Source organism: Brevundimonas sp. UBA2416 (assembly GCF_002343105.1).
Taxonomy (GTDB): Bacteria; Pseudomonadota; Alphaproteobacteria; order Caulobacterales; family Caulobacteraceae; genus Brevundimonas.
Window position 1 is genome coordinate 1 of sequence record NZ_DDRM01000008.1, and the last position, 23,253, is coordinate 23,253.

A 23,253-nucleotide genomic window follows, 5' to 3' on the forward strand; every position below is an offset into this window, starting at 1 on the left:
ATGGACTTCAAGGTGGCCGGCACGCGCGAAGGCATCACCTCGCTGCAGATGGACATCAAGGTCGCGGGCATCACCGAAGAGATCATGCGCAAGGCGATCGCCCAGGCTTCGGCCGGCCGCCTGTACATCCTCGACGAGATGGACAAGGCCATCGACGGCGCCCGCACCGAACTGGGCGAGTACGCGCCCAAGATCGAGTCGATCAAGGTTCCGACCGACAAGATCCGCGACATCATCGGCACCGGCGGCAAGATCATCCGCGAGATCGTCGAAAAGACCGGCGCCAAGATCAACATCGACGACGACGGCACGGTGAAGATCGCCGCCTCGGACCAGGAGAAGATCGACGCCGCCAAGAACTGGATCTCGTCGATCGTGTCCGAGCCCGAGCCCGGCACCATCTACTCCGGCAAGGTCGTGAAGGTCGTCGACTTCGGCGCCTTCGTGAACTTCTTCGGCGCCAAGGACGGTCTGGTCCACGTGTCCCAGATCAGCCTGGAACGCGTCGCCAACCCGGCCGACGTCCTGACCGAAGGTCAGGAAGTGAAGGTCAAATTCCTCGGCATGGACGATCGCGGCAAGACCAAGCTGTCGATGAAGGTCGTCGACCAGACCACCGGCGAGGACATCACCGACAAGATCAACGCCGAGCGCGCTGAACGCGGTGAACCGGCCCTGTCGGACGACACCGGCGGCCGTCCCAAGCGTGAAGGCGGCGGTGACCGCGATCGCGGCCGCGGCCGTCGCTAAGGCTGGACGTCATCTCTGAATGAAGGAGGCCCCGGTGGAATCACCGGGGCCTTTTCGCTGCTCCGGACCTGAACCCCGCCTGCGGTCTGAACACGCGATTTGCGAATTTCGCCTGATTGCGGCTCTATGGTTGTCGAAATCTCCAGGAGAACCCCCGGTGTCCCCCGTCCTTTTGTTCGCTTCCCTCGCCCTGATGCAGCAGACCTCCGCGCCTGCCCAGGCTCCCGCCACCGTCCAGCCTGCCGTTCCGGTCGTCTCCCTTGAGACCGTTGACGTGCAGGCCCGTGCGGAGCGCTCGCCGATCACCCAGGTCTGCCGCACCGAGCCGGTGACCGGATCACGCTTCGGCCGTCGCGTCTGCCGCAGCAGCGTCGAAACCGCCGACGAACGCCGCGACAGCCAGGAAATGCTGCGCCGGATGCAGGGTTCACGCCTGCCGGACGGCGGCTGACCGCAGCCTATTCGCCCGGGCGTTTCAGCAGATCGTTTTCAGGCAGCGCCATAGCGCCTTTTGAAGCGCGGGCAACGAGCTCGCGTCGGATAACCTACCGCGGGGCCCGCTTCGCCAGAATCCGCTGCAGCGTCCGCCGGTGCATGCCCAGTCGCCGCGCCGTCTCCGAAACATTGTGGTCGCACAGCTCATAGACCCGCTGGATATGTTCCCAGCGGACCCGGTCGGCGCTCATTGGATTGTCCGGCGGCTCGGGGGCTTCGCCGGTCATCAGCAGGGCCTTGACCACGTCGTCGGCGTCGGCGGGCTTCTGCAGATAGTCGACGGCCCCGGCCTTGACCGCCGCCACAGCCGTGGCGATGGCGCCGTAGCCGGTCAGCATGACGATCCGGGCGTCCTCGCGCCGGTCGCGGATGGCCTCGACCACCTTCAGCCCGTTGCCGTCCTCCAGCCGCATGTCCAGCACGGCGAAGGCGGGGATGGAGGACTTCAGCGCCTCGAAGGCCTCGGCCAGGGAGGCGGCGAGGGTGACCTCGAAGCCGCGGCTCTCCAGCGCGCGGCCCAGCCGGGTGCGCAGGGCGTTGTCGTCGTCGAGCACCAGCAGGGTCTTGTCCGCAAGGGCGGCGATCCGGTCTTCAGCGTCGGGCATCGGCGTTCTCCTGGTGGCTCAAGTCAGTAACAGTACGGGTGCGGTCAAGGTTCAGATGGGGGGTGCGACATCACGACGACACCTCCAGCGCCGGCCGGGGCCAGCGCACAGCGACGCGCGCGCCCTTGGCCTGCCCCTTTGCCGACGCCTGTCCCTTGGCCGGCGCCTGTCCCCCGTCTCCGGGGCCGACGAATACCTTGCCGCCGGTCCGTTCCAGCAGGGTCCGGGCGATGAAGAAGCCCAGTCCCATGCCGCCCTGGCTGGGGGCGATGGCTTCGGGCGCGGGTTCCGGCTTCGCCTCCTTCTTTCCCTTCCTGCCCGGCGTGGCGGCGGCGACCGAGGCCGCGATCTGGGCCGACAGGGCCCGCCGCGCCTTGCCCTGGGGCCGGCTGGTCACATAGGGCTCCCCCAGACGGGGCAGGATGTCGGCGGGGAAGCCGGGGCCGTCGTCCACCACTTCGATCTCGATGAAGCCGGCGTCGACGATGGCCCGCACCCGCACCTTCGAGCCGGCGAAATCGGCGGCGTTCTCGACCAGGGTCGACAGTCCGTGGATGACCTCAGGCAGGCGACGGACGCGCGGCGCGGCCTCGCCCGAGGCCGTGCGCACCGACACCTCGAAGTTGAGGTCGAAGCCGCGGTGCGGCTCCACCACCTCTTCCAGCAGGGCCTTCAGCCCCACCTCGGCGAAGGCCGCCTCGCCCTCTTCCGGCTGCTGCGACAGGCGTTTGAGAATGTCGCGGCAGCGTTCGGCCTGCTGCAGGATCAGGGCCGCATCCTCGGCGGCCGCGCCGTCCTTGGCCGAGGCGCGCAGCAGTTCGCGGGCCACCACCTGGATGGTCGCCAGCGGCGTGCCCAGCTCATGCGCCGCCGCCGCCGCCAGGCCGCCCAGCGCCGCCAACCGCTGCTCGCGTTGCAGTACGTCCTGCGTGGTGGCCAGGGCCAGTTCCAGCTTCTCGGCGTCCGCCGCGACCCGCCACGCATAGGCCGCGGTGAAGATCACCCCCGTGATCAGGGCGAGGCCGATGCCGAACCGGTAGAGCGGCGGCAGGTTCAATTCGGTCCCCGCCTGCCACGGCAGCGGCAGGGAGACGAAGAACAGGCTGACCGTCGCGGCCAGCACCAGCAGTCCCATCAACGCCGCCTGCCGTCCGGGCAGCGAGGCCGCCGCCACCGTCACCGGCGCGACCAGCAGCAGGCAGAAGGGGTTCTGCAGTCCGCCCGTCAGCCCCAGCAGCACCGACAACTGCAAAATATCGAACCCGAGGTGCGCCGCCGTCAGCCGCCCGTCGGGCAGGGAGCCGTCGCTACGTTTCAGCCGGGCGGTGGCGTTCAGGTTCATCGCCACACTGACGCCGATGGCGGCCAGACAGCCCCAAAGCGGCAGGTCGAAATGGAAATAGAGGGTGGCGATCCCGATCGTCGCGCTCTGCCCCGCAATGGCCATCCAGCGCAGGATCACGAGGGTGCGCAGCGACAGGCCCCGGCTGCGGCGCGGCAGGTTGCGCCAGGCCGGGAAACGGCCCGGATCCTCCGGCGCGAACTGCGACGGCGGCTGCGGCGCCGGATGCTCTTGGGACAGGCTCACGCCTCTTCTATAGACCGGACGCGCGCGGACGTGCGCGTTTTCGAGAGGGGCCATGATGCCGCGTCGATCCATCCTGCTGTTCGCCGGCGTCTGCATCGCCGTCGCCGCCGTTCTGGCGGTCGGAACCATTGTGATGGTCAACGGCCGCGGCGACGCCGGATCGGCCTCGCGCCAGATCAGTTCGACAGGACAGCCCAGCGTCGGCGGCCCTTTCCAGCTGGTCAACCAGGACGGTCAGGCCGTCGACCAGACCCTGCTGAATGGCAAATGGACCCTGGTCTTCTTCGGCTTCACCTACTGCCCGGACTACTGCCCCACGACCCTGGGCATGCTTGAGGCGACGAAGACGGCGCTGGGTGACCGCGCCGACGACGTCCAGATCGTCTTCATCTCCGTGGACCCGGAACGCGATACCCCGCAGGCCCTGAAGGACTATCTGTCCTCCGACGGCTTTCCCGAGGGGGTCATCGGCCTGACGGGCACGCCGGCCCAGGTCCGGGCCGCCGCCGACGCCTACCGCGCGGTCTATCAGAAGGTCGGCGAAGGCGAGGCCTATACGATGAACCACTCGCTGACGATCTATCTGATGGGACCGGACGGGCAGTTCCGCAGCGCCCTCGGCCACGACCTCGGACCCGCCAACGCGGCCCGAATCATCGAACAGGCCATGACGCGCGGATAGAAAACGCCCCGGACATCCTACCCCTTGCGACCCACCGCCGCCTGAAGCTGGAGCCGTTTCAGTTCGCGCATCAGCCGGTTGGCCTGCATCTCCGGCATCATCGCCGTCTTGACGATCAACGACGCCAGCACCAGGACGGCCGCGGGCAGACCCCAATGCAGGGCCGACAGGGCCGTCTCCGCCTCGAAGAAGCGCCACCCGGCCCAGAGGCCGGCGATGAACAGCGCCGCCTGCACAACCATCATGATGACATTCACCCAGCCGTTCGGGCCTCCGAGCAGGCCGAAGGCCTGTTCGAAGAAGCCGGGCTCACGCGCCGTCTCCCGGAACAGGGCCTGTTCCTCGCCATCGAGGGCTTCCTCGATCATCCGGTCGATATCCTGCATCACACGTCTCCTTCCAGAACCGCGCGCAAGGTGCGGCGGGCATGCATCAGGCGGGTTTTCACCGTGCCCGCCGGCACGTTCAGGGCGATCGCCACTTCGGCGACGCTCAAATCCTCGAGATAGAACAGCCCGACAGCCGCCCGCTGCCCCTCCGGCAGGGCGGCCAATGCAGCGCGCAGGCGGACGGAGGCCCCGGGATCGCTCGTCTCGTTCGACTCGCCCTCGGCCAACGGCTCGATCGCGACGGCCGCCGTCAGAGCGCGCTCGCGGCGTACCCGTCCGATCTGGCGGGCGCAGCGGCGCGTCACGATCTGATAGGCCCAGGCCGGAAAGGCGCGCTCGTCGCGCAGCCTGCCCAGACCGCGCAGGATTTCGACCCAGCCGTCCTGGGCGGCTTCCCGCGCCAGATCGGCGTCGCCGGTCAAACGCCAGGCATGGGCCAGCAGCTTCCGGCCCCAACGCCGGGCCAGAAGGTCGAACGCCCTACGATCTCCGACCCGCGCGGACGCGACCAGATACTCGTCAAGAAGCTGCTCCTTCGTCCTGACCATCGTCCGTTCGTCCCGTTTCATGTGAGAGGTGCGGACAAGTCGTCGGGCGGTTCAAGGGAATCGTGCAGGTCCGTCCGAATCGGCCGAATTTCGCCGCTCAATAATCTTTTTGCAGTGCGATGCGTTCTATGGTGCTGTGCCGCGTAACGGCCGCGCCGTATCAAGGATTCCATGCTCTATTCGCTTCACGAGCTCGCCTATCACTCGGCGACGCCGTTCCGGTTCGGGGCCCAGTTGGCCCGCCAGTTCTGGACCTCTCCCTTCAATCCGGCTTCGGACACCGCGATCGGCCGAACGGCCTTTGCCTCGGCCGAGCTGTTCGAGAGCGTGACGCGCCGCTACGGCAAGCCCGCCTGGGGTCTGGAGACCATCACCATCGGCGAGAAGGACGTCCGGACCACCGAACAGGTGATCTGGTCTTCGCCCTGGTGCCGGCTGGTGCGGTTCGCCCGCCATGTCGGCGACCTGAAGCGGGCGAAGAAACCCACGTCTGCCCCGGCGGTTCTCATCGTGGCCCCCCTGTCGGGCCACTACGCCACCCTGCTTCGCGGCACGGTCGAGGGCTTCCTCCAGGACCACGACGTCTATGTCACCGACTGGGTCAACGCCCGTCAGGTGCCGATGCTCGAGGGCCGGTTCGACTTCTTCGACTATATCGACCATGTCCGCACCATGCTGGGCCAGATCGGCCCGCGCGCCCACGTCGTCGGCGTCTGCCAGCCCGGACCGCCCGTGCTCGCCGCCTGCGCCCTGATGGCCGAGGACAAGGACCCGAACCGGCCCGCCTCCATGACCTTCATGGGCTCGCCCATCGACGCCCGCCTGTCCCCGACCGTTACCAACCAGCTGGCGGAGGCCAAGCCCTTCACCTGGTTCAGGTCGAACATGATCCACACCGTGCCCTGGCCCTATCCGGGCTTCGGCCGGCGGGTCTATCCGGGCTTTGTCCAGCTCTACAGCTTCATGTCGATGAACGAGGACAAGCACGTCGACGCCCACCGCGACTATTTCGGCCACCTGGTCTCGGGCGACGGCGACGGCGCCCAGAAGCACGAGGCCTTCTACGACGAATACCTCTCGGTGCTGGACCTCAGCGAGGAGTTCTACCTCCAGACCATCGACATCGTCTTCCAGCAGCATCTTCTGGCCCGCGGCCTGCTCGAGCATCGCGGTCGCAAGGTCGATCTGGCGGGAATCAGCGACATCGGGCTGATGACCGTCGAGGGCGGACAGGACGACATTTCCGGCGTCGGCCAGACCCAGGCCGCCCATACCCTGTGCACCGGCCTGCCGGACGACCGGCGGGTGCTGTATGTCCACCCCGATGTCGGTCACTATGGCGTCTTCAACGGACGGCGCTTCCGCGATGACATCTATCCGCGGGTGCGCGACTTCATCGCGAAGAACGAGGCCATAGTTGCAGTATCGGAACGGCCAGCGGCTGCCGCTTGAGGACCTGACAGCGCGGCTGTCGGTCAATCCCCGCGCGCGCCGCCTGTCGATCCGGATTGACGCCCGCGCCGGCGAGGCGGTGCTGATCGCCCCGTCCGAGCGCAAACTGGCCGACGTCGTCGCCTTCGCCCGCACCAAGACGTCCTGGATGCGCGAACGTCTGGCCGAGCGGCCGCAGGGCACGCCGATCGAGCCCGGCGCGGTCATCGACCTGTTCGGCAAGCCGACCCGGCTCACAGCCACAGGGGGCGCCGGGGCGGCCCGTCTGACCGAGGACGCCGACGGCCCCCTGATCGCCTCGGGCGGCGAGGGCGAGGCCTATGCCAGACGGGTGGAAAACCTGTTCAGGAGGGTGGCGAGAGAAACGCTCCAGACCCGAACCGATGTCCATCTCCGCACCCTCGGCCAGCGGCCCGTCAAGATGTCGATCGCCGACCCGAAATCCCGCTGGGGCTCATGCAGCCCGCACAATCGCTCGATCCGCTACAGCTGGCGCGTGATCATGGCCCCACCCGCCGTGATCGACTATCTGGCCGCCCATGAGGTGGCGCATCTGGTCCATGCCGACCACAGTCCCGCCTATTGGAGCGTCGTTCAGCGGCTGATCGGCGACCACCGTCCTCACCGCAAATGGCTGCGCGAGAACGGCCCCGCGCTCCACGCCGTGGGCCGCTAGAAGAACAGCGGCTCGGCCTTCTTCTCCGGCGGCGGCGTCGGCTCGGGCCGCTGGTCCGGGGTATCGCGCTGCGGCTGCGGCGCAGTCGGCCGGACGATGGCCGGGCCGGGCTCGTTTCGGCGCGGCGGCGCCGGCTGGCGCGGCGTGGTCTCCAGCAGGGACTCGTCCAGAGGATCCGGCTCGGCTGCCGGACTGTCGCCGAAGATATCGCCGATGCGGCCGATCAGGCTCTCGACCGGACTCGGCGGCTGCCAGCCTTCGGGCATGGCCGGGCCGTTGGGGATGGCCGGGGCGTTCAGGCGCGGCAGGGCCGCCTCCATGAAGCCGCGCCAGATGGCCGCCGGCGACGAACCGCCGGTGACGCCGCGCATGGCGGTGTTGTCGTCCTTGCCGACCCAGACAGCGGTAACGAAGCCGCCGGTGTAGCCGACGAACCAGGCGTCCTTGTAGTCCGAGGTCGTGCCGGTCTTGCCCGCGATATCCCGCCCGGCGATCGCCGCCGACCGGCCGGTGCCCGAGGTCATGACCCCGCGCAGCATCTGGTTCTGGTAGTAGAGGAACGGGTTCGAGATGGCCTGGATCGGCCCGTCGGCGCGGGAGGCGCGCTGATAGATGACCCGCCCCTGCGGCGTGCGGATACGGCTGATGCCGAAGGCGGTGACGCGCCGTCCGCCGTTGGCGAAGGCGTCATAGGCCTGGGCCATTTCCAGCGGCGAGACCTCGACGGCGCCCAGCGCCATGGCCGGCTCCAGCCCGATGCGGCTGGTGATGCCGAGACGGCGGGCCGTGCGCGCGACATTGTCGCGGCCGATCTGGTCAGCCATGCCGGCGGCAATGGTGTTGGTCGACTGGGCCACGGCGTTGGCGAACGTCATCTCGCCCGCGAACGAGCCCGAATAGTTGCGCGGCGACCAGTTGCCGATGCGGATAGGGGCGTCGTTGACCAGTGTCTCAGGCGTATAGCCGCTCTCCAGAGCGGCCAGATAGACGAACGGCTTGAACGCGGACCCGGCCTGACGCCGCGCATCGGTCGCCCGGTTGAACTGGCTGTCAGCGTATGAAGCGCCGCCGATCATCGCTCGCACCCGGCCCTCGCCGTCCAGCGCCACCAGGGCGGCCTGCTGCACGCCCTTGGAGCGGTCGCGGTCGAGGATGCGGCGCACGGACCGCTCGGCCTGGGTCTGCAGGGTCAGATCGAGCGTGGTCTCGACGATCATGTCCTCGGTCGGTTCACCGACCAGCTCGCGGATCTGCTTGTCCAGCCAGTCGATGAAATACTGGGCATGCTGGGTGGCCAGGGTGCGCGAGACCCGCACCGGGTCGGCCACGGCCTGGGCGCGCTGGGCCTCGGTGATGACGCCCGCGTCGACCATCTCGTTCAGCACCACGGTGGCGCGCGCGCCGGCCCGCTCGTGTTCGGACACGGGCGAATAGCGCGACGGGGCCTTCAGCAGTCCGGCCAGCAGGGCCGCCTCGCCGACGGTCAGCTGGCGCGCGCTCTTGTCGAAATAGCGCTGCGAGGCCGCCTCGATCCCATAGGCGCCGGCGCCGAAATAGACGCGGTTCAGATACAGGGCGAGGATTTCCTGTTTGGAGAATTTCATCTCCAGCCAGACCGCCAGCATCAGCTCCTGCACCTTGCGCTTCATGTTCTGGTCCGGAGACAGGAACAGGTTCTTGGCCAGCTGCTGGGTCAGGGTCGAGCCGCCCTGGACCACGCGTCCGGCGCGCATGTTCGCGGCCATGGCCCGGCTCATGCCGATCGGATCGAAGCCGGGATGGTGATAGAAGCGCCGGTCCTCGATGGCGATGAAGGCCGCCGGCACATAGTCCGGCAGCGAGTCCAGATCGGCGGGCGGGGCCTGCTGGGTGCCGCGCACCGCGATCAGTGCGCCGTTGCGGTCCAGGTAGGTGATCGAGGGCTGGCGATCGACATTGTACAGGGTCGAGGTGTCGGGCAGGTCGCGGGCGAACACTGCGAAGAAGACCACCAGGAAAATCAGGCCCCAGACCGCCAGAACCGCGCCCCAGTACAGGACGCGCTGCAACGGGGTACGCGCGGATTTCGGGCCCGCGCCGCCGCCACGTCCGAAGTTGAAGCCGGAACCCGCCATCAATCCCTCACCAAGCCGAGTCCGCTCTTACCCGGTCACGGAACGCACGGAAACGCCCCCGCTGCCTTCACGAGACTGTGAGGGACGTTTCCGCCGAAACCATGACCCTTCGCGCGCCTATTCTAAAAACGCGTTCACCTCGGCGGCGAACCGGGCGGGCTGGTCCAGCATGATGAAGTGGGCGCTGTCGTCGATCCGCGTCAGGGTCGCGCCGGGCAGATTGGCGAACGAGGCGCGGTAGATGCCGTCGACCATGTCATTGGTCATCCGCGGGTCGTTGAACCGGACATAAAGCACAGTCGTCGGCGCAGTGATCCGGCCCAACTCGGGGCGCAGGTCGGTGACGATCAGCTCGCGATAGGCCGAGGATGAAACCTGCTGGTCGCTCTTCCGGCTGTCCTCCAGCGGCCTGGCCCGCAGGGACTCGGTGTTGATCATGGCGACGATCTGGGCCTCGGCCTGCTGCTGATACTGTTCGCGCGGCGAGGCGGACATGGCCGTGTAGATCTGGTCCGCCATGGGCGCGACGCTCTCGGCCGTGGCTCCGGGCGCACCGAACATGGCGCCCATGAAGGGGATCATGTCCACGACCATCAGCTTGCCGACGCTGTCGGGATGCCGGGCGGCCAGCATCATGCCGATGGTTCCGCCCATGGAGTGGCCGATCACGGCCGGCTTGTTGAGCCCCTGTTCGGCGATATAGCGGGCCAGGTCCTCGGCCACCGGGGCCGAGACGGGGCCCGTGGCGTTGTCCTCGGCCGGCGCGCCGGCGAAGCCCTGCACATGGATGCGGTGGACGCGGTAACGGCCTTTCAGTTCTTCGGTCAGCAGATCAAAGGCATGGGGCGACGAGGACAGGCCGGGGATCAGGATGACGTCGCCGACCGGATGCTCGGGCCCGTCGACGCGGACATGGAACCGGCCCGACTCGAAGTCGGCATGGGCATGGGCATGGCCGTGACCGGCCTCGGCGGCGGCCGGCTGGCCATGGGCCTGGCCATGGTCGCCATGGGCCTGGGCGAAGGCGGGCGCGGCAGCGATGAAGGAAAGGGCCCCGGCAAGGGCGGCGATGGCGGTCATGGTCTTCATGTCAGTATCCCGATGGACGGGCCAAACGCCCGCGTCTGTCCCCTGGTCGCCACAGAGGGCGCGAACGGATGCAGCCGGTCAAGACTTCAGCGTGACAGCCCGCTAAACTGTCGCGCATGACTCCCGCAGACAGCGCCCCCGTCTCTCCGAAATCGCCCGAGGCCAAGGCCCCGCCGACCGCCTTCGGCAAGGGTTTTGTGCTCGACGCCTGGTATTTCGTCGCCCTTTCGCGCGACGTCGCGCCGGCCTCGCTCAAGCGTCACGTACTGCTCGGCGAGCCTGTGCTGATCGGCCGGACCCGGGCGGGGCAGGTCTATGCCATGCGAGACATCTGCCCCCACCGCGCGGCGCCCCTGTCGGCCGGCCGGCTGGTCGAGAAGCCCGGCGAGGGCGAAACCATCGAATGCTGCTACCACGGCTGGCGCTTCCGCCCCGACGGCGTCTGCGCCGCCATCCCCTCCCTGGTCGAGGATCAGCCCTATGAGGCCGACCGGATCCGGGTGCGGTCCTATCCGGTCCGCGAAAGCCAGGGGATGATCTTCGTCTGGATGGCCTCCGACCCGCGCACGGCGCCTGACCCCGACCACGAGCCGCCGGTGTTTCCGGGCGTCGTCGGCGGCGGGGCGAAGATGGTCGAATGGATGGATTTCGACGCCCATGTCGACCACGCCGTCGTCGGCCTGATGGACCCGGCCCACGGCCCCTATGTGCATCAGCAGTGGTGGTGGCGGTCTGCAAAATCGATGCACGAGAAGGCCAAGGCCTTCGAACCGCGCGAGCAGGGTTTCGCCATGGTGCGCCATGCGCCCTCGTCGAACAGCCGGGCCTACAGGATTCTCGGCGGCGCCCCGGCGACCGAGATCACCTTCCGCCTGCCCGGCTATCGCTGGGAACATATCCAGGTCGGACCGAAGCAGGTGCTGGCCCTGACCTGCCTGACTCCCATCAATGAGACTAAGACCCGGATCACCCAGATCTTCTGGTCCGACCACTGGGTGTTCGGCATCGCCAAGCCGTTCCTGCGCATGGGCGTCATCGCCTTCCTGAAACAGGACGGCGGCATGGTGAACCTGCAGAACGAGGGCCTGCGCTACGATCCGGCCCTGATCTGGATCGACGACGCCGACAAACAGGCCAAATGGTACCAGCAGCTGAAGCGCGAATGGACCAGGTCCCGCGCCGAGGGCCGCCCGTTCGCCAATCCTGTGAAGGCCACGACGCTACGCTGGAAAAGCTGAAGGCCGCGACAGAGGTCGCGGCCTTCGAAGCATCGTTCGGTCGGGCGGGACCTATTGCCGGGAAAGTTGGCCCGCCAGGATCACATCGATCTGCTTGCCGATGCGGGTCGTCAGATCCTGCATGGTCCAGCCGTCGTAGGCGGCGCCACGATAGTTCGACAGATAGGCCTCATAGATCAGTTCGCTGAGCAGGCGCACGTCGGCGTCCTGACGCAGTTCGCCTTCGCGCACGCCGGTCTGAAGGGCGTCGGAGACGACCATGACCAGGGGCTTGATGGCGGCGCGGGTCCGCATTTCGGCGGCGACCGGCTGGAACCACGAACGGGCGACGACGGCCTGAACCAGCGGCAGCTGCTCCAGCGAGCCGTGATAGCCGGCGGTCATGGCGGCCAGCAGACGCGCGCGCAGCGTGGTCTCGGCGGCGGCGGCGACCTTCAGGGTCTCGGCGAGCTTCGCGAGGTCTTCCGAAAGGACGGCCTCGAACAGTTCGGCCTTGTCCTGGAAATTGGCGAAGACGGCGCCGGTCGACATGCCTGCGCCCTTGGCGATGTCGCGGATGGTGGCGGGCTCATAGCCCCGCTCGGCGAACAGGGCGCGCGCGGCGTCCAGAACCTTCTGGCGGGTGCGGACCTTGGCGGCCTGGCGGCGGTTCAGCCGGGGCAACTCGCTGTCGGCGTCGAGAGTCTTGGGGGGGGTCAAGGCGATATCTCGCATGAAACGGGTACTCACTGGGCGGCGGCTTTACGCCGTCGTTGGAACTGGACGCCGAAGCGATGGGAAATCCGGGGCGGGCGCGAAGGCACGCAGACACATCGCCTGTCAGGCGAGAACGGGGCAATCATCACGCAACGATGACCAAAATGGGGTAACCGGATTAACAGTCGGGATAGTCATGCGGTTAACGCGCCTGGGCAGCCAGTCCGTCGGTGCGGCTCAGCGCCGCAGGGTGGAGCGCAGGGCGCGCGGACTGCGGACGGCGTCGCTGCCGGGCATGGCCTCCTGGAAGATTTTGCGGAAGCGGTCGCGACGTTCGTGGATCGACGCCAGGACCAGACCCATCGGCACCCCCAGATCGATCAGGGTGTTCTCGGCCAGTTGCAGGCTGGCCTCTGTCGTCTCCGGCACGGCGTCGGTGACGCCCAGGGCATACAGGCGCGCGGCGTGTTTATGATCCCGGGCACGGGCGATCAGGATCAGATCCGGCCGCAGCGAGCGGGTCGCGACCACGACCTCATCGACCTTGGCCGGCGCATCCATGGTCACGACCACGGCCCGCGCCGTGTCGATGCCGCACTTTTCCAGCATCTCGGTGCGTCCCGCGTCACCATAGAAGACATTGGCGCCCTCCTTCCGGCCCATGGCCACGGTCGTCGGATTGGCGTCGATGGCCAGAAAGGCCTGGCCGTGTTCAGTCAGCATCTCGCCCACCAGCCGTCCGACCCGGCCGTAGCCGACGATCAGCACCTGCCCTGACGTCGCCGACGGCGGCTCCATAGCTTCTGCGGGCAGATCGGGAACGGCCGGGACCGCCTGCTTCAGCAAACGGTCGGCGATCAGGGCCATCAGCGGAATGGTGAAGATGCTGATGGTCGCGGCCATCAGGACGGTCTGGGTGAAGGCAGGGGCCGCGATCCCCTCGACCAGACCGGCTCCCAGGATGACGAAGGCGAATTCGCCGGCCGGGCCCAGCACGAGGGCGGTCTCGATGGCCGTGCGATTGTTCAGACCCCACAGGCGGGCCACGCCGAAGATCAGTCCGGCCTTCAGCAGGGTCAGCATGGCCGCCAGACCGAACACCGCGACCGGATCGGCGGCGACCGCATCGAGGTCGAGGCTGATGCCGACCCCGACGAAAAAGACGCCGAGCAACAGCCCCTTGAACGGCTCGATCGAAATCTCGACCTCGCGGCGGAACTCGGTCTCGGCCAGCAGCAGGCCGGCGACCAGGGCGCCGAGGCTCATCGACAGGCCGGCGGCCTGCGCCGCCACCCCGGCGCCGACGACAACCAGCAGGCTGGCCGCGATGAACATCTCCTGCCCCTGTCCGGTGGCCTTGGCCCGCGCCACGGAACGGAACATCGGCCGCAGCACCAGCCTACCCAGCACGATCAGCAGCGCCAGCCCGACCGCGGCCGGGATCAGGGTCAGCAGCGCCGGGCGCAACACGGCCGGGTCGAAATCCCCGCCGCCGACGCCGCTTTGCGCCAGCGCCGCCAGAGCGGTGACCGTGACCAGAATCGGCGCCACGACCACGTCCTGGGCCAGCAGGATGGAGAAGGTCGCCCGGCCGGCAGTCGTCTTGATCCGGCCGCGCTCGGCCATCACCGGCATCACGACCGCAGTGGACGACAGGGCCAGCCCCATGCCCAGCACGGCCGCCGACACCAGCGGCTGACCCATGAAGACGAACACAGACGCCAGCGCCACCGTACAAACGGCCACCTGGGTCAGCCCCAGGCCGAACACCATTTTGCGCATGGCCCGCAGCCGCTCCCACGACAGCTCCAGCCCGATCATGAACAGCAGGAAGGCGACGCCCAGCTCGGACAGGGACCGGATCTGGGTCGCATCCGATATGGTCAGCCAGGACAGCCATGGGGCCGTATCCGCAAACCGCGCCAGTCCGTCCGGGCCCAGCAGCACCCCCGCGGCGAGGAAGCCGAGGACCGGACTGATCTTCAACCGGTTGAACAGCGGCACGATCACGCCCGCCGCGGCCAGGAAGACCACCAGATCCTTGTATTCGCCGCCGCCGCCGTGAGTCGCCATTCGTCCTCCGTCGGGGGTCAGCCTACAGGCTGAAACGCCGCCCCGTCTGGGTTTCCGTCGCACATGACAAATAATTCAGGCGACAGGGCGGAACCGGGGCGTAGGGTCGCCGCCGACGCTGTCCGACAGAGAAGCGAAGTCGAGGAAATCCCCATGAAGAAATTGCTCATCGGCGCCGCGCTCGGCGCCCTGCTCCTGCCCGCGTCCGTCGCGGTTGCACAGGTCGGCGGCGAGGATCACGGCCACACCTGCATCGACGAGGGCTGCACCGTCTTCGAACTGTTCCAGACCCCCGATCAGGGCGCCACGGTCCTGGGTTACCAGGGCACGGTCGCGCCCCGTTACGGGACCTGGGGCTTTGACCTGGCCGGCCGCGACACCGCGGTCCGCCCGGGCGACAGCTTCATGCGCTTCGCCAACGGCGCGGCCCTCGACCGGATGGAAATCCCCTCGGACCGCACCTCCTACGGCTCCTTCGCCCTGCTGCGCGAACTGTCCGACAACCGGGTCAAGGCGATGATCGAGGCGCTCGTGGCCCGCACTGACCTGATCCCCGGCTCGGACGAACAGAAGATCGCCGACGCCTACCGCTCCTACATGGACGAGGCCCGGATCGAGGCGCTGGACGACCAGCCGCTGCGGCCCTACCTGGCCGCCATCCGCGCCGCCAACACCCATGACGCCATGGCCGTCTATATGGGCCAGACCCAGGGTCGGATCGGCTCCTCCATCTTCGGCACGGGCATTTCGATCGATCAGAAGGCCCCGAACCGCTACGTCGTCTCGACGGGCCAGTCGGGCATCGGCCTGCCCAACCGCGACTACTATCTGGACGCCCGCTGGGCGGAGAAGAAGGTCCTGTACCAGGCCTATGTGGCCCGGATGCTGGAGATGATCGGCTGGGAGAACCCCACCGCGGCCGCCGAGGCCATCGTCGCCTTCGAGACCCGGATCGCCGAGGCGCACTGGACCCCGATCCAGAACCGCAACCGCGACGAGACCTATAACGAATACACCATCGCCCGACTGGCGGCCGAGGCTCCCGGCTTCGCCTGGCAGGACTATTACACCGCCGTCGGCGTGGGCGAGGTGCCCCGGCTGATCGTCCGTCAGGACACCGCCATGGCCCCGATCGCGGCCATCTACGCCGAGACCCCGATCGAGGTCATCCAGGCATGGCAGGCCTTCCACTCGGTCGATGACGCGGCGCCGCGCCTGTCACGCCGCTTCGCCGACGCCCAGTGGGAGTTCCGCTCGCGCGACCTGCAGGGCCAGCCCATGCAGCGCAGCCGCGACAAGCGCGGCATCAGCTTCGCCGAGGGCATGCTGGGCGAGGCGGTCGGTCGGCAATATGTCGCCGAATATTTCCCGCCCGCCTACCGGGCGCAGATGGAGGAACTGGTCGCCAACCTCCGCACGGCTCTCGGCAATCGCATCCCGAACTACGACTGGATGAGCGCCGAGACCCAGGCGGCGGCCCTCGAGAAGCTGGCCAAATTCACCGTCAAGATCGGCTATCCGGACAAATGGCGCGACTACTCCGCCCTCGAGGTCCGGCCTGACGACCTGTTCGGCAACACCGAGCGCGCCGGCGTCTTCCAGTGGCAGTACCAGCTGAACCGTCTCAACGACCCGGTCGACAAGGACGAGTGGGGCATGACGCCCCAGACCGTGAACGCCTATTACAACTCGGCCAATAACGAGATCGTCTTCCCGGCCGCCATCCTGCAGCCGCCCTTCTTCGATCCGAACGGCGATCCGGCGGTCAACTACGGCGCCATCGGCGGGGTCATCGGCCACGAGATCGGCCACGGCTTCGACGACCAGGGCTCCAAGTCCGACGGCGACGGCGTGCTGCGCAACTGGTGGACGCCCGAGGACAAGGCCAATTTCGAGGCCCTGACCGCCCGTCTGGGCGCCCAGTACGACACCTATGAACCCCTGCCCGGCTTCTTCCTCCAGGGCGGGTTGACCATGGGCGAGAACATCGGCGACGCCGCCGGCGTGGCTGTGGGCCTGGAAGCCTATCACCTGTCGCTGAACGGCCAGCCCTCGCCGGTGCTGGACGGCGTCACCGGCGACCAGCGCTTCTTCTACGGCTGGGCCCAGGTCTGGCAGACGCGCTACCGCGACGACGCCCTGCGCCAGCAGGTCACCGTCGGCCCCCACTCGCCCGCCGAGTTCCGGGTCATCGGGCCCCTGCGCAACGTCGACGCCTGGTACGAGGCCTTCGACGTCCAGCCGGGCGATCGGTACTACCTCGCGCCGGCCGACCGGGTTCGCATCTGGTAGGGGCCAAGGCCTGAACAAATCGAGGGGGCCGGAGCAGCGACGCTCCGGCCCTTTTCGTTGCGGTTCTTCCTCCCCCGGAGGGGGAGGGAGAGGCAGCGTAACCGAGCCTTAAGCGCTGAACGGTAGCCTCTGCGCATGGATCGTCGTGCTCTCCTCGGACTGAAGACCCAACCGCTCAGGACTGGCGGAGGCGGCGCTGCGGCGTCCCAGGCCACCTATCTGCGGCTGCCGACCATCACCGCCAATGTCAGGCGACCGGGCGGGCGGCCGGGCGTGATGACGGTCGAAACAGGGGTCGATACGCCCGACGCCGCCCTGCGCACCCGCGTCGCCCAGTCGGCCCCGCGCCTGCGCGCCGCCTATGCGGCGGTGGTGCAGCAATCGGCCAATGCGCTGCTGCCGGGAACCCCGCCCGACGTCGAACGACTGGTGGCGCAGCTTCAGGCGGCGACCAATACGGTGATGGGCCGCGCCGGCGCGCGGCTGCTGATCGGGACGGTGATGGTGGTCTGAGGCCGGATCAGCCTGACAGGGCGGTCACATCGCAATAGTGAAAGGCGAAACCTCCACCGCGAGGCATGCCGAAGATCTGTATGTCCCGATCCTGCAACCCGGTCACATCGACGATGAACACGGACCGGGAATTCAACGCCGGTGCGGTTCCCTCGTTAAACATGGAGGTGTTGCCGATCCGTGTTCGCCAGGTGAGCCCCGGCCCCGAAAAGACCGGGCAATCGAACATGACGAGGCCTGACGTCTCAACCACCCTTATGGCGACCATGCCCTCGCCTGACTTCAGTACCGCCGTTCCGTCGACGTAGGCCAGCACCGGGAAATAAAGCTTTACGTGAGCGCCGTTCGGTACCGGGCTATCACCGCCGTACCGCCGGGTCACACCGGCCGTCAGGGTATTCGACCCCGAAAGCTCCCGAGCGGCCGTGGTCCGTTGCGAGGCGTTAAGCTGAGGCAGGTTACCGCGCGGAATAGTCGGTGGGGCCACGACCAGGCCTTCAGGGACCTGCCGTGTCGGCGCCTGGCGCGGCAACTGCTGCGCCAAGGCGGTTCCCCCCAAAAACAGCGACGCAGAGAGCGCGACGGCCGAGAATACAAAGTTTCGCATGGATCCCTCCCCCATCGCGCGGAGGAGAAAACGAACGCCGTTCTCTGTCAATCCTTCGTCGGATCGACCTGTCCCGCATCCCCATAGGTCAGGGCCAGGAAGACGTCCTCCAGGTCCGGGTCCTCGGTGACGATGTCGGCGATGGTGACGCCCGCGGCGCGGACGGCAGCCAGCACCTGTTCGACCGACGACTGGCCCTTTTTGTAGGTGACGGCGAAGGCGCCGTTGGGGCGGGCGACGGCCTCAAAGCCCTTGAGCTTGGGCAGGGCCTTCAGCGCGCCGTCGGGGGTCACGACGACGTTCCGCGTGTCCAGACGGCGCAGCAACTGGGGCGTCGGCTCGCAGGCCACGACCTCGCCGCGGTTCATGATGGCGATGGTGTCGCAGAGCTCCTGCGCCTCCTCCAGATAGTGGGTGGTCAGCAGGATGGTCACGCCCTCGGCGTTGAGGCGGCGGACGTACTCCCAGAGCTGACGGCGCAGCTCGACATCGACGCCCGCCGTCGGCTCGTCGAGGATCAGGATCGGCGGATTGTGGACCAGTGCCTTGGCCACCATCAGGCGACGCTTCATGCCGCCGGACAGGGCGCGGACATAGGCGTGGGCCTTGTCGCTGAGGCCGAGGGCGGCGAGCAGTTCGTCAGAGCGGCGCTCGTTCGCCGGCACGCCGTAGAAGCCGGCCTGGACCTCCAGCGCCTCGCGGGGGGTGAAGAAGACGTCGGCCACGATCTCCTGTGGCACGACCCCGAGGGCGGCGCGGGCGTCGCGCGGCTGTCTGTCGATGTCGCGGCCCCAGATCTCGGCCGTGCCGCCGGTCTTGTTGACCACGCCGGCGAGGATGTTGATCAGGGTCGACTTGCCCGCGCCGTTGGGGCCCAGCAGGCCGAACATCGAGCCGCGCGGAATGACCAGATCGACGCCGCGCAGGGCGACCTTGGGCGGGGCCTTCTTCGAACCCGCATAGGTCTTTTCCAGTCCCCTGACCTCGATGGCGTTCACGGGCAGGGCGGCGGGATCGGACATGCAGAGGCTTTCAGGGTCGATGACGGGCCTAGGTAGGCCCGGCGCGGGTCTCCGCCAAGGGCCGGCCCCGGGCGGGGCATCATTGTTGTCAATGACGCTTGACATCGAGCGTTCAGATGTCTAGGACACTTGTCATTATGAACAGCTTGCTTGACGGAATGGACGCGATGAACCGCACAAAGATGATCGGCTGGACGGCCTTCGCCTTCTGCCTGCTGGGGTATGGGGTGTTCACGGCCGTGGTGGTCCTGAACCGGATGGGCGAGATTCCCATGCGCGAGTCGCTCCTGATCGGCGGCCCTGCCGCGGTGATCGGCGAGATCGGCCTGTGGGTCGCCGCGGGCTGCCTGGGCTGGTCTCTGTTCAGCAAGCGCAAGGCCCTGTTCGACCGGGTCTTCCGCCGCAAGTCGCAGACGGTTTGACGCCGCGCGCGGGGGCTTCTAGGGAGTCGGCCGTTATCCGCCGTCATCCGTCAGGTCTGCCCATGCCGCCGCGCCACGCCGATGCGATCATTCCGCCGCCGGAAGCCATCGTGGTTTCGACGAAGCGCGTGGCCTGCGACGGCGGCGGCGGGGCCCTCGGTCACCCGCTGGTCTATATGGACATGGGCGGCGAGGACTTCGTCGAATGCGCCTATTGTGACCGCCGCTTCGTGCTGGACGCTCATCCAAAGGCGGAGAACGAGTATCTCAGCCCCGCCGCGCGGCCGCCTGAAGCTCACTAGTCCTCGGCCGGCGGCGCGGGCATCAGGTCCCCGAACGGCGCAGCGTCTTCCAGCGCCCGGACGAAGGAGGGCCGCGCCATCAGCCGCGCGTGCCAGGCCCTGAGGCGCGGCCGGTCGCCGAACGGGACCAGTCGTCGCGCATAGGTCAGGATCGGCGCCGCGCAGCAGTCGGCCACGGTGAAGGTCTCGCCGGCGCCCCACGTCCGCCCGTCCGCCAGCCGGCCTTCCAGCCAGTCCCAGGCTCCCGACAGAATGGCCGCGTCCTGAGCGTCGCCGAACGGGTCCTCATGGCCCGCCGGCCGGAATTTCCGCGGGATGATGCGGTTCATAGGCCCGCCGACATAGGTGTCCACCATCCGGTCGACCAGCCGCGCCTCAAGCGCCGACTCGGGATCGGCGGGGATCAGCTGGCCGCCGCCAGCCAGCCGGTCGAGATATTCGATCACGATGCTGGATTCGTAGAGGGTCCGGCCGGCCGTCGTGTCGACCAGGGCCGGCATCTTGGCGAAGGGCGACAGGCTGCGGAACGCGGCCATGACCGCCTCATTGCCGGCCTCGACCAGTGTCTGCTCGAACGGAAGGCCGAGTTCATACAGGGCGACGGAGGCCTTCTGACCATAGGCGGAATAGGGGTGGGACCAGAGGGTGAGCGACATGGTCAGACGGCCTTCCCGGTCTTGTCGGCTTGCGCGCCGGCGCGACCGAAGCACAGGTGCGTCGCCCGCTCGCCCGCGGTGCTGGAGACGATCTCATAGCCGAGAGCGGGCAGGTCCAGCCCCTCCCACAGCGGTTCGCCACGGCCCAGAATTACGGGAGAAACGGCGATGTGCATCTCGTCGATCAGCCCGGCTCCGAGATACTGCCGGATCGTTTCAGCGCCGCCGCCGATGCGGATGTCCTTGCCGCCGGCAAAGGCGCGCGCCCGCTCCAGCGCGGCCACGATGCCGCCGGTCTCGAAATGAAAGACCGTGCCGCCCTCCATCCCGATCGGGTCTCGGGGGTAGTGGGTCAGCACCACCACGGGCACATGATAGGGGGGCTCGGCGCCCCACCAGCCTTTCCATTGGTCGTCGGGCCAGTCGCCCCGGATCGGCCCGAACATGTTGCGGCCGAGGATCCACGCGCCCAGCCCCGCCATGCCGCGCCGGCCGAAGTCGTCATCGACGCCCTCCTCGCCTCCCGTCTGGCCGAAATTCTCACGGCATGTGCGGGTCGGAAAGAACCAGCGGTGCAGGCCTTCTCCGCCCACGCCAAGGGGATGGTCGAGGCTCTGGTCGGGTCCCGCGCCGAATCCGTCGACCGAGACAGCATAACAATCGACTCGCACCCTGCCGGTCACGGCGACGTCTCCCGCGGCCGGCTCATGGGCGGACCTTCGCCCAAGTCTCAACTTCCGGCGACCGGGCGCAACCCCCCGTTAATCGACGAGGCGCACCCTCAAGACGATTCTTTTCGGAAGACAGGCCATGTCGACCATCCAGACCAACAGCTATCGCCGCCAGCGTGACCATTTCGAGCCCCAGGACACCGACCCGCAGGAGCAGCGGCGACTGCGCGGCCTGCTGGAGCAGATCGACTATTCGGCCTACATCGCCAACCGCGAGGTCATCGGCCAGATGCTGCCGAAACTGGATGCGTCCATGTTTCAGAAGCTGGCCGTGCTGACGGCTACCGCGCGCGCCAAATGGGTGTCCGAAGGCCTGCGCCAGTCGGAATCCGGCGCGCCCTCGACTCCCGACCAGATCGCGCGACTGGCCTCGGCGCGCGCCGCCTATGAGGAACTGGCCGAGGCCTATGAAGGCCTGCGCCGCATGGTCGAGCGCGGCTACGTCGCCATCCGCTAGCCGATCGGCTGGGGCCGGGTCGCGATGGGCTCATCCGGGTTGGTCGATGGACGCTCGGCCGCGGTCGGCGCCGGGCCGGGGACCGGGGCGGGCGCAATCTCGATGAGGGGCGTTGTCGCGACCGCCGGCGGCGGGGCGACGACCTCAGGCGCCGGTGAGGCGGGCCGGGCTGCGACAGGAGGCGGCGGCGTTCGCGCGGGAGCCGGCGTCACCGCGGCCGGTCTGGCGGCCGGAGCGGCGACCATGGGCGCGGGCGCCGGGGTCTCGGCGACGGGCTCGGTCACGGCGACCGGAACCGGCGGGCTCTCCGGCGCGACGACTTCGGCGGCGGGGGTGACGGCCGCAGGCGCGGCAGCCACGGCCGGCGCCGGCGCTCCGGCGGGTGGTCGGGTCCAGATCCAGCCGCCAAGGGCGAGGACCGTAACAGCGGCAAGGGCGATCCCGGCATACAGCGGGGTCCGACTGTCTGGCTTGCGGGCCGCGACGACGGCCGTGGCGGGAACCGTAACGGGCTCCGGCGCGGCGGCCACGGGCTTCGCGGGCGCCGTTGCGGCGGTCGGTGCGGGCCTGGCCGGAACAACAGGCTCGACCGGCGGCAGGGGGCGCACGGTGAGGTCGGCCGTCTGGACAGAGGCGGCGGGCACGGACGGCGACGCCGGTTCCTCACGGGGTTCGGGCGTTCGCGCGACCGGCGGCGCGGCGGCTTGAGGCCGGGCCTGGGCCTGAGCCTGAGCCTGAGCCTGAGCCTGAGCCAGGGTCGGGGCCGCGGTCTGGGCCGGCACCCTGGCCGGGGCGGCGCGCGGGATCATCGAGCCGGTCAGGATGCCCGGCGTGAACTGCATGGGCGGCGCCTCGGGCAGGGGCGGCAGGGCTCCGCCCTTCGGCAGGGGGCCGGCGCGGAATACGGTCGCGGGCGGGCGGCCCCAGACCACGGGGCGGCGGAAGGGCTCGGGCGTGCCGTTGAGCTTCTTGTCGGTATCGGTGGGCATCAAAACTCCCGCGCAGGATCCGGCGCGCTACATCAAATGCGGAGGAGGGCCAAGGTGTCCGCCGATCTGGCCCGTTTCGTGACCCGAAGCTGAAGACCTCAGTTCTTCAAACGGTAGCCGGTCCGGAACATCCAGCCGACGATGGCCAGACAGACGAAGAGGAAACCCAGGGTCGCCGCCAGACTGACCCCGATGCCGACGTCGCCGGAACCGTAGAAGGTCCAGCGGAAGCCGGAGATCAGATAGACCAGCGGATTGAACAGGGTGATCGTGCGCCAGATCGGCGGCAGCATGTCGATCGAATAGAAGGAGCCGCCCAGGAAGGTCAGCGGGGTGACCACCAGCATGGGGATCATCTGCAGCTGTTCGAAACCGTTGGCCCAGATGCCGATGATGAAACCGAACAGGCTGAAGGTCGTCGAGATCAGGATCAGGAAGGCCAGCATTTCAAGCGGATGCAGGATCTGCAGGGGCACGAACAGGGCTGCGGTGGCCAGGATGATCAGCCCCAGCACCGCCGACTTGGTCGCCGCCGCCCCGACATAGGCGATGACGATCTCGAGCGGACTGACCGGCGCCGACAACAGCTCGTAGATGGTGCCGGTGAATTTCGGGAAATAGATGCCGAAGGAGGCGTTGAAGATCGACTGGGTGAACAGGCTCAGCATGATCAGGCCGGGCACGATGAAGGCGCCATAGGCGACGCCGTCGATCTCGGTCATGCGGCTGCCGATCGCCGAGCCGAAGACCACGAAATACAGCGACGTGGTGATCACCGGCGTCACCAGCGATTGCCAGACGGTGCGCAGGGCGCGCGCCATCTCGAACTTGTAGATGGCCCAGACGCCATGGCCGTTGAAGGTCATG

Annotated in this window: 25 protein-coding genes; 11 read left to right on the forward strand and 14 right to left on the reverse strand. The window is 68.2% G+C overall.

Annotated features, from left to right (window positions below):
- Both B3E43_RS01740 and B3E43_RS01745 read left to right on the forward strand, forming a co-directional pair.
- Nucleotides 1-750 (forward strand): S1 RNA-binding domain-containing protein (locus B3E43_RS01740; protein WP_292026169.1); only part of this gene is annotated, 750 nt, incomplete at its 5' end.
- A gap of 157 nt (nucleotides 751-907) precedes the next feature.
- A complete protein-coding gene (locus B3E43_RS01745; protein WP_292026170.1) occupies nucleotides 908-1,201 on the forward strand; it encodes a hypothetical protein in 294 nt (97 codons plus the stop codon).
- Nucleotides 1,202-1,295: 94 nt separating this feature from the next.
- Here B3E43_RS01745 and B3E43_RS01750 read toward each other — a convergent pair whose 3' ends face one another.
- Together B3E43_RS01750 and B3E43_RS01755 are read right to left on the reverse strand one after the other, a co-directional pair.
- Complete coding sequence (locus tag B3E43_RS01750; protein ID WP_292026171.1) at nucleotides 1,296-1,850, reverse strand: ActR/PrrA/RegA family redox response regulator transcription factor; 555 nt, start codon at nucleotides 1,848-1,850, stop codon at nucleotides 1,296-1,298.
- 70 nt (nucleotides 1,851-1,920) lie between these two features.
- Nucleotides 1,921-3,438 (reverse strand): ActS/PrrB/RegB family redox-sensitive histidine kinase, encoded by a 1,518-nt coding sequence (locus B3E43_RS01755; RefSeq protein WP_292026172.1) that lies wholly within the window; start codon nucleotides 3,436-3,438, stop codon nucleotides 1,921-1,923.
- Nucleotides 3,439-3,490: 52 nt separating this feature from the next.
- On the opposite strand from B3E43_RS01755, the gene B3E43_RS01760 reads away from it, so the two are divergent.
- Nucleotides 3,491-4,120: an SCO family protein gene (locus B3E43_RS01760; protein WP_349677548.1), complete on the forward strand. Its 630-nt coding sequence runs from the start codon at nucleotides 3,491-3,493 to the stop codon at nucleotides 4,118-4,120.
- Between the two features lie 17 nt (nucleotides 4,121-4,137).
- Here the strand turns inward: B3E43_RS01760 and B3E43_RS01765 are convergent, their stop codons facing one another.
- Nucleotides 4,138-4,506, reverse strand: a complete 369-nt coding sequence (locus B3E43_RS01765) for a DUF6768 family protein (RefSeq protein WP_292026173.1) — start codon at nucleotides 4,504-4,506, stop codon at nucleotides 4,138-4,140.
- Nucleotides 4,506-5,057, reverse strand: a complete 552-nt coding sequence (locus B3E43_RS01770; RefSeq protein ID WP_292026174.1) for an RNA polymerase sigma factor — start codon at nucleotides 5,055-5,057, stop codon at nucleotides 4,506-4,508. Before B3E43_RS01770 ends, B3E43_RS01765 begins: the two co-directional genes overlap by 1 nt.
- A gap of 171 nt (nucleotides 5,058-5,228) precedes the next feature.
- Between B3E43_RS01770 and B3E43_RS01775 the strand changes: the two genes are divergently transcribed.
- On the forward strand, nucleotides 5,229-6,509 hold the full coding sequence (locus B3E43_RS01775) for a polyhydroxyalkanoate depolymerase (protein ID WP_292026175.1): 1,281 nt from the start codon (nucleotides 5,229-5,231) through the stop codon (nucleotides 6,507-6,509).
- On the forward strand, nucleotides 6,475-7,185 hold the full coding sequence (locus B3E43_RS01780; protein WP_292026176.1) for a M48 family metallopeptidase: 711 nt from the start codon (nucleotides 6,475-6,477) through the stop codon (nucleotides 7,183-7,185). Before B3E43_RS01775 ends, B3E43_RS01780 begins: the two co-directional genes overlap by 35 nt.
- Here B3E43_RS01780 and B3E43_RS01785 read toward each other — a convergent pair.
- Nucleotides 7,182-9,299, reverse strand: coding sequence for a transglycosylase domain-containing protein (locus tag B3E43_RS01785; RefSeq protein ID WP_292026177.1), 2,118 nt, complete (start codon nucleotides 9,297-9,299; stop codon nucleotides 7,182-7,184). The genes B3E43_RS01780 and B3E43_RS01785 overlap by 4 nt on opposite strands.
- 117 nt (nucleotides 9,300-9,416) lie before the next feature.
- A complete protein-coding gene (locus B3E43_RS01790; protein ID WP_292026178.1) occupies nucleotides 9,417-10,388 on the reverse strand; it encodes an alpha/beta fold hydrolase in 972 nt (323 codons plus the stop codon).
- Nucleotides 10,389-10,504: 116 nt separating this feature from the next.
- Here B3E43_RS01790 and B3E43_RS01795 point away from each other — a divergent pair, with 116 nt between their 5' ends.
- Nucleotides 10,505-11,626, forward strand: a complete 1,122-nt coding sequence (locus B3E43_RS01795; RefSeq protein WP_292026179.1) for an aromatic ring-hydroxylating oxygenase subunit alpha — start codon at nucleotides 10,505-10,507, stop codon at nucleotides 11,624-11,626.
- Between the two features lie 51 nt (nucleotides 11,627-11,677).
- On the opposite strand, the gene B3E43_RS01800 is transcribed toward B3E43_RS01795, so the two are convergent.
- Nucleotides 11,678-12,325 (reverse strand): TetR/AcrR family transcriptional regulator, encoded by a 648-nt coding sequence (locus tag B3E43_RS01800; protein ID WP_292026180.1) that lies wholly within the window; start codon nucleotides 12,323-12,325, stop codon nucleotides 11,678-11,680.
- 234 nt (nucleotides 12,326-12,559) lie between these two features.
- Entirely contained in the window at nucleotides 12,560-14,395 is a 1,836-nt protein-coding gene (locus B3E43_RS01805) for a cation:proton antiporter (protein ID WP_292026181.1), read from the reverse strand.
- Nucleotides 14,396-14,548: 153 nt separating this feature from the next.
- Between B3E43_RS01805 and B3E43_RS01810 the strand changes: the two genes are divergently transcribed.
- Nucleotides 14,549-16,687 carry a M13 family metallopeptidase gene (locus tag B3E43_RS01810; protein WP_292026182.1) on the forward strand — a complete coding sequence of 713 codons (2,139 nt, stop codon included), beginning with the start codon at nucleotides 14,549-14,551 and terminating at the stop codon, nucleotides 16,685-16,687.
- A 135-nt stretch (nucleotides 16,688-16,822) separates the two neighbouring features.
- Nucleotides 16,823-17,200, forward strand: a complete 378-nt coding sequence (locus tag B3E43_RS01815) for a Tat pathway signal protein (protein ID WP_292026183.1) — start codon at nucleotides 16,823-16,825, stop codon at nucleotides 17,198-17,200.
- Between the two features lie 7 nt (nucleotides 17,201-17,207).
- Here the strand turns inward: B3E43_RS01815 and B3E43_RS01820 are convergent, their stop codons facing one another.
- Both B3E43_RS01820 and B3E43_RS01825 read right to left on the reverse strand, forming a co-directional pair.
- The gene (locus B3E43_RS01820) at nucleotides 17,208-17,807 is read right to left on the reverse strand and encodes a hypothetical protein (RefSeq protein ID WP_292026184.1); all 600 of its coding nucleotides are present in this window, start codon (nucleotides 17,805-17,807) and stop codon (nucleotides 17,208-17,210) included.
- 47 nt (nucleotides 17,808-17,854) lie between these two features.
- Entirely contained in the window at nucleotides 17,855-18,829 is a 975-nt protein-coding gene (locus tag B3E43_RS01825; RefSeq protein ID WP_292026185.1) for an ABC transporter ATP-binding protein, read from the reverse strand.
- Nucleotides 18,830-18,996: 167 nt separating this feature from the next.
- Between B3E43_RS01825 and B3E43_RS01830 the strand changes: the two genes are divergently transcribed.
- A complete protein-coding gene (locus B3E43_RS01830; protein WP_292026186.1) occupies nucleotides 18,997-19,251 on the forward strand; it encodes a hypothetical protein in 255 nt (84 codons plus the stop codon).
- Between the two features lie 62 nt (nucleotides 19,252-19,313).
- Complete coding sequence (locus B3E43_RS01835; RefSeq protein WP_292026187.1) at nucleotides 19,314-19,553, forward strand: zinc-finger domain-containing protein; 240 nt, start codon at nucleotides 19,314-19,316, stop codon at nucleotides 19,551-19,553.
- On the opposite strand, the gene B3E43_RS01840 is transcribed toward B3E43_RS01835, so the two are convergent.
- Both B3E43_RS01840 and B3E43_RS01845 read right to left on the reverse strand, forming a co-directional pair.
- Nucleotides 19,550-20,209, reverse strand: coding sequence for a glutathione S-transferase family protein (locus B3E43_RS01840; protein ID WP_292026188.1), 660 nt, complete (start codon nucleotides 20,207-20,209; stop codon nucleotides 19,550-19,552). The genes B3E43_RS01835 and B3E43_RS01840 overlap by 4 nt on opposite strands.
- 2 nt (nucleotides 20,210-20,211) lie before the next feature.
- Nucleotides 20,212-20,892 (reverse strand): dihydrofolate reductase family protein, encoded by a 681-nt coding sequence (locus B3E43_RS01845; protein WP_292026189.1) that lies wholly within the window; start codon nucleotides 20,890-20,892, stop codon nucleotides 20,212-20,214.
- Nucleotides 20,893-21,019: 127 nt separating this feature from the next.
- On the opposite strand from B3E43_RS01845, the gene B3E43_RS01850 reads away from it, so the two are divergent.
- Nucleotides 21,020-21,397 (forward strand): hypothetical protein, encoded by a 378-nt coding sequence (locus tag B3E43_RS01850; RefSeq protein ID WP_292026190.1) that lies wholly within the window; start codon nucleotides 21,020-21,022, stop codon nucleotides 21,395-21,397.
- Here B3E43_RS01850 and B3E43_RS01855 read toward each other — a convergent pair.
- Both B3E43_RS01855 and B3E43_RS01860 read right to left on the reverse strand, forming a co-directional pair.
- Nucleotides 21,394-22,386, reverse strand: a complete 993-nt coding sequence (locus tag B3E43_RS01855; RefSeq protein WP_292026191.1) for a hypothetical protein — start codon at nucleotides 22,384-22,386, stop codon at nucleotides 21,394-21,396. The two genes, B3E43_RS01850 and B3E43_RS01855, sit on opposite strands and share 4 nt — an antisense overlap.
- Nucleotides 22,387-22,484: 98 nt before the next feature.
- Entirely contained in the window at nucleotides 22,485-23,252 is a 768-nt protein-coding gene (locus B3E43_RS01860; protein WP_292026238.1) for an ABC transporter permease, read from the reverse strand.
- Nucleotide 23,253: the final 1 nt, after the last annotated feature.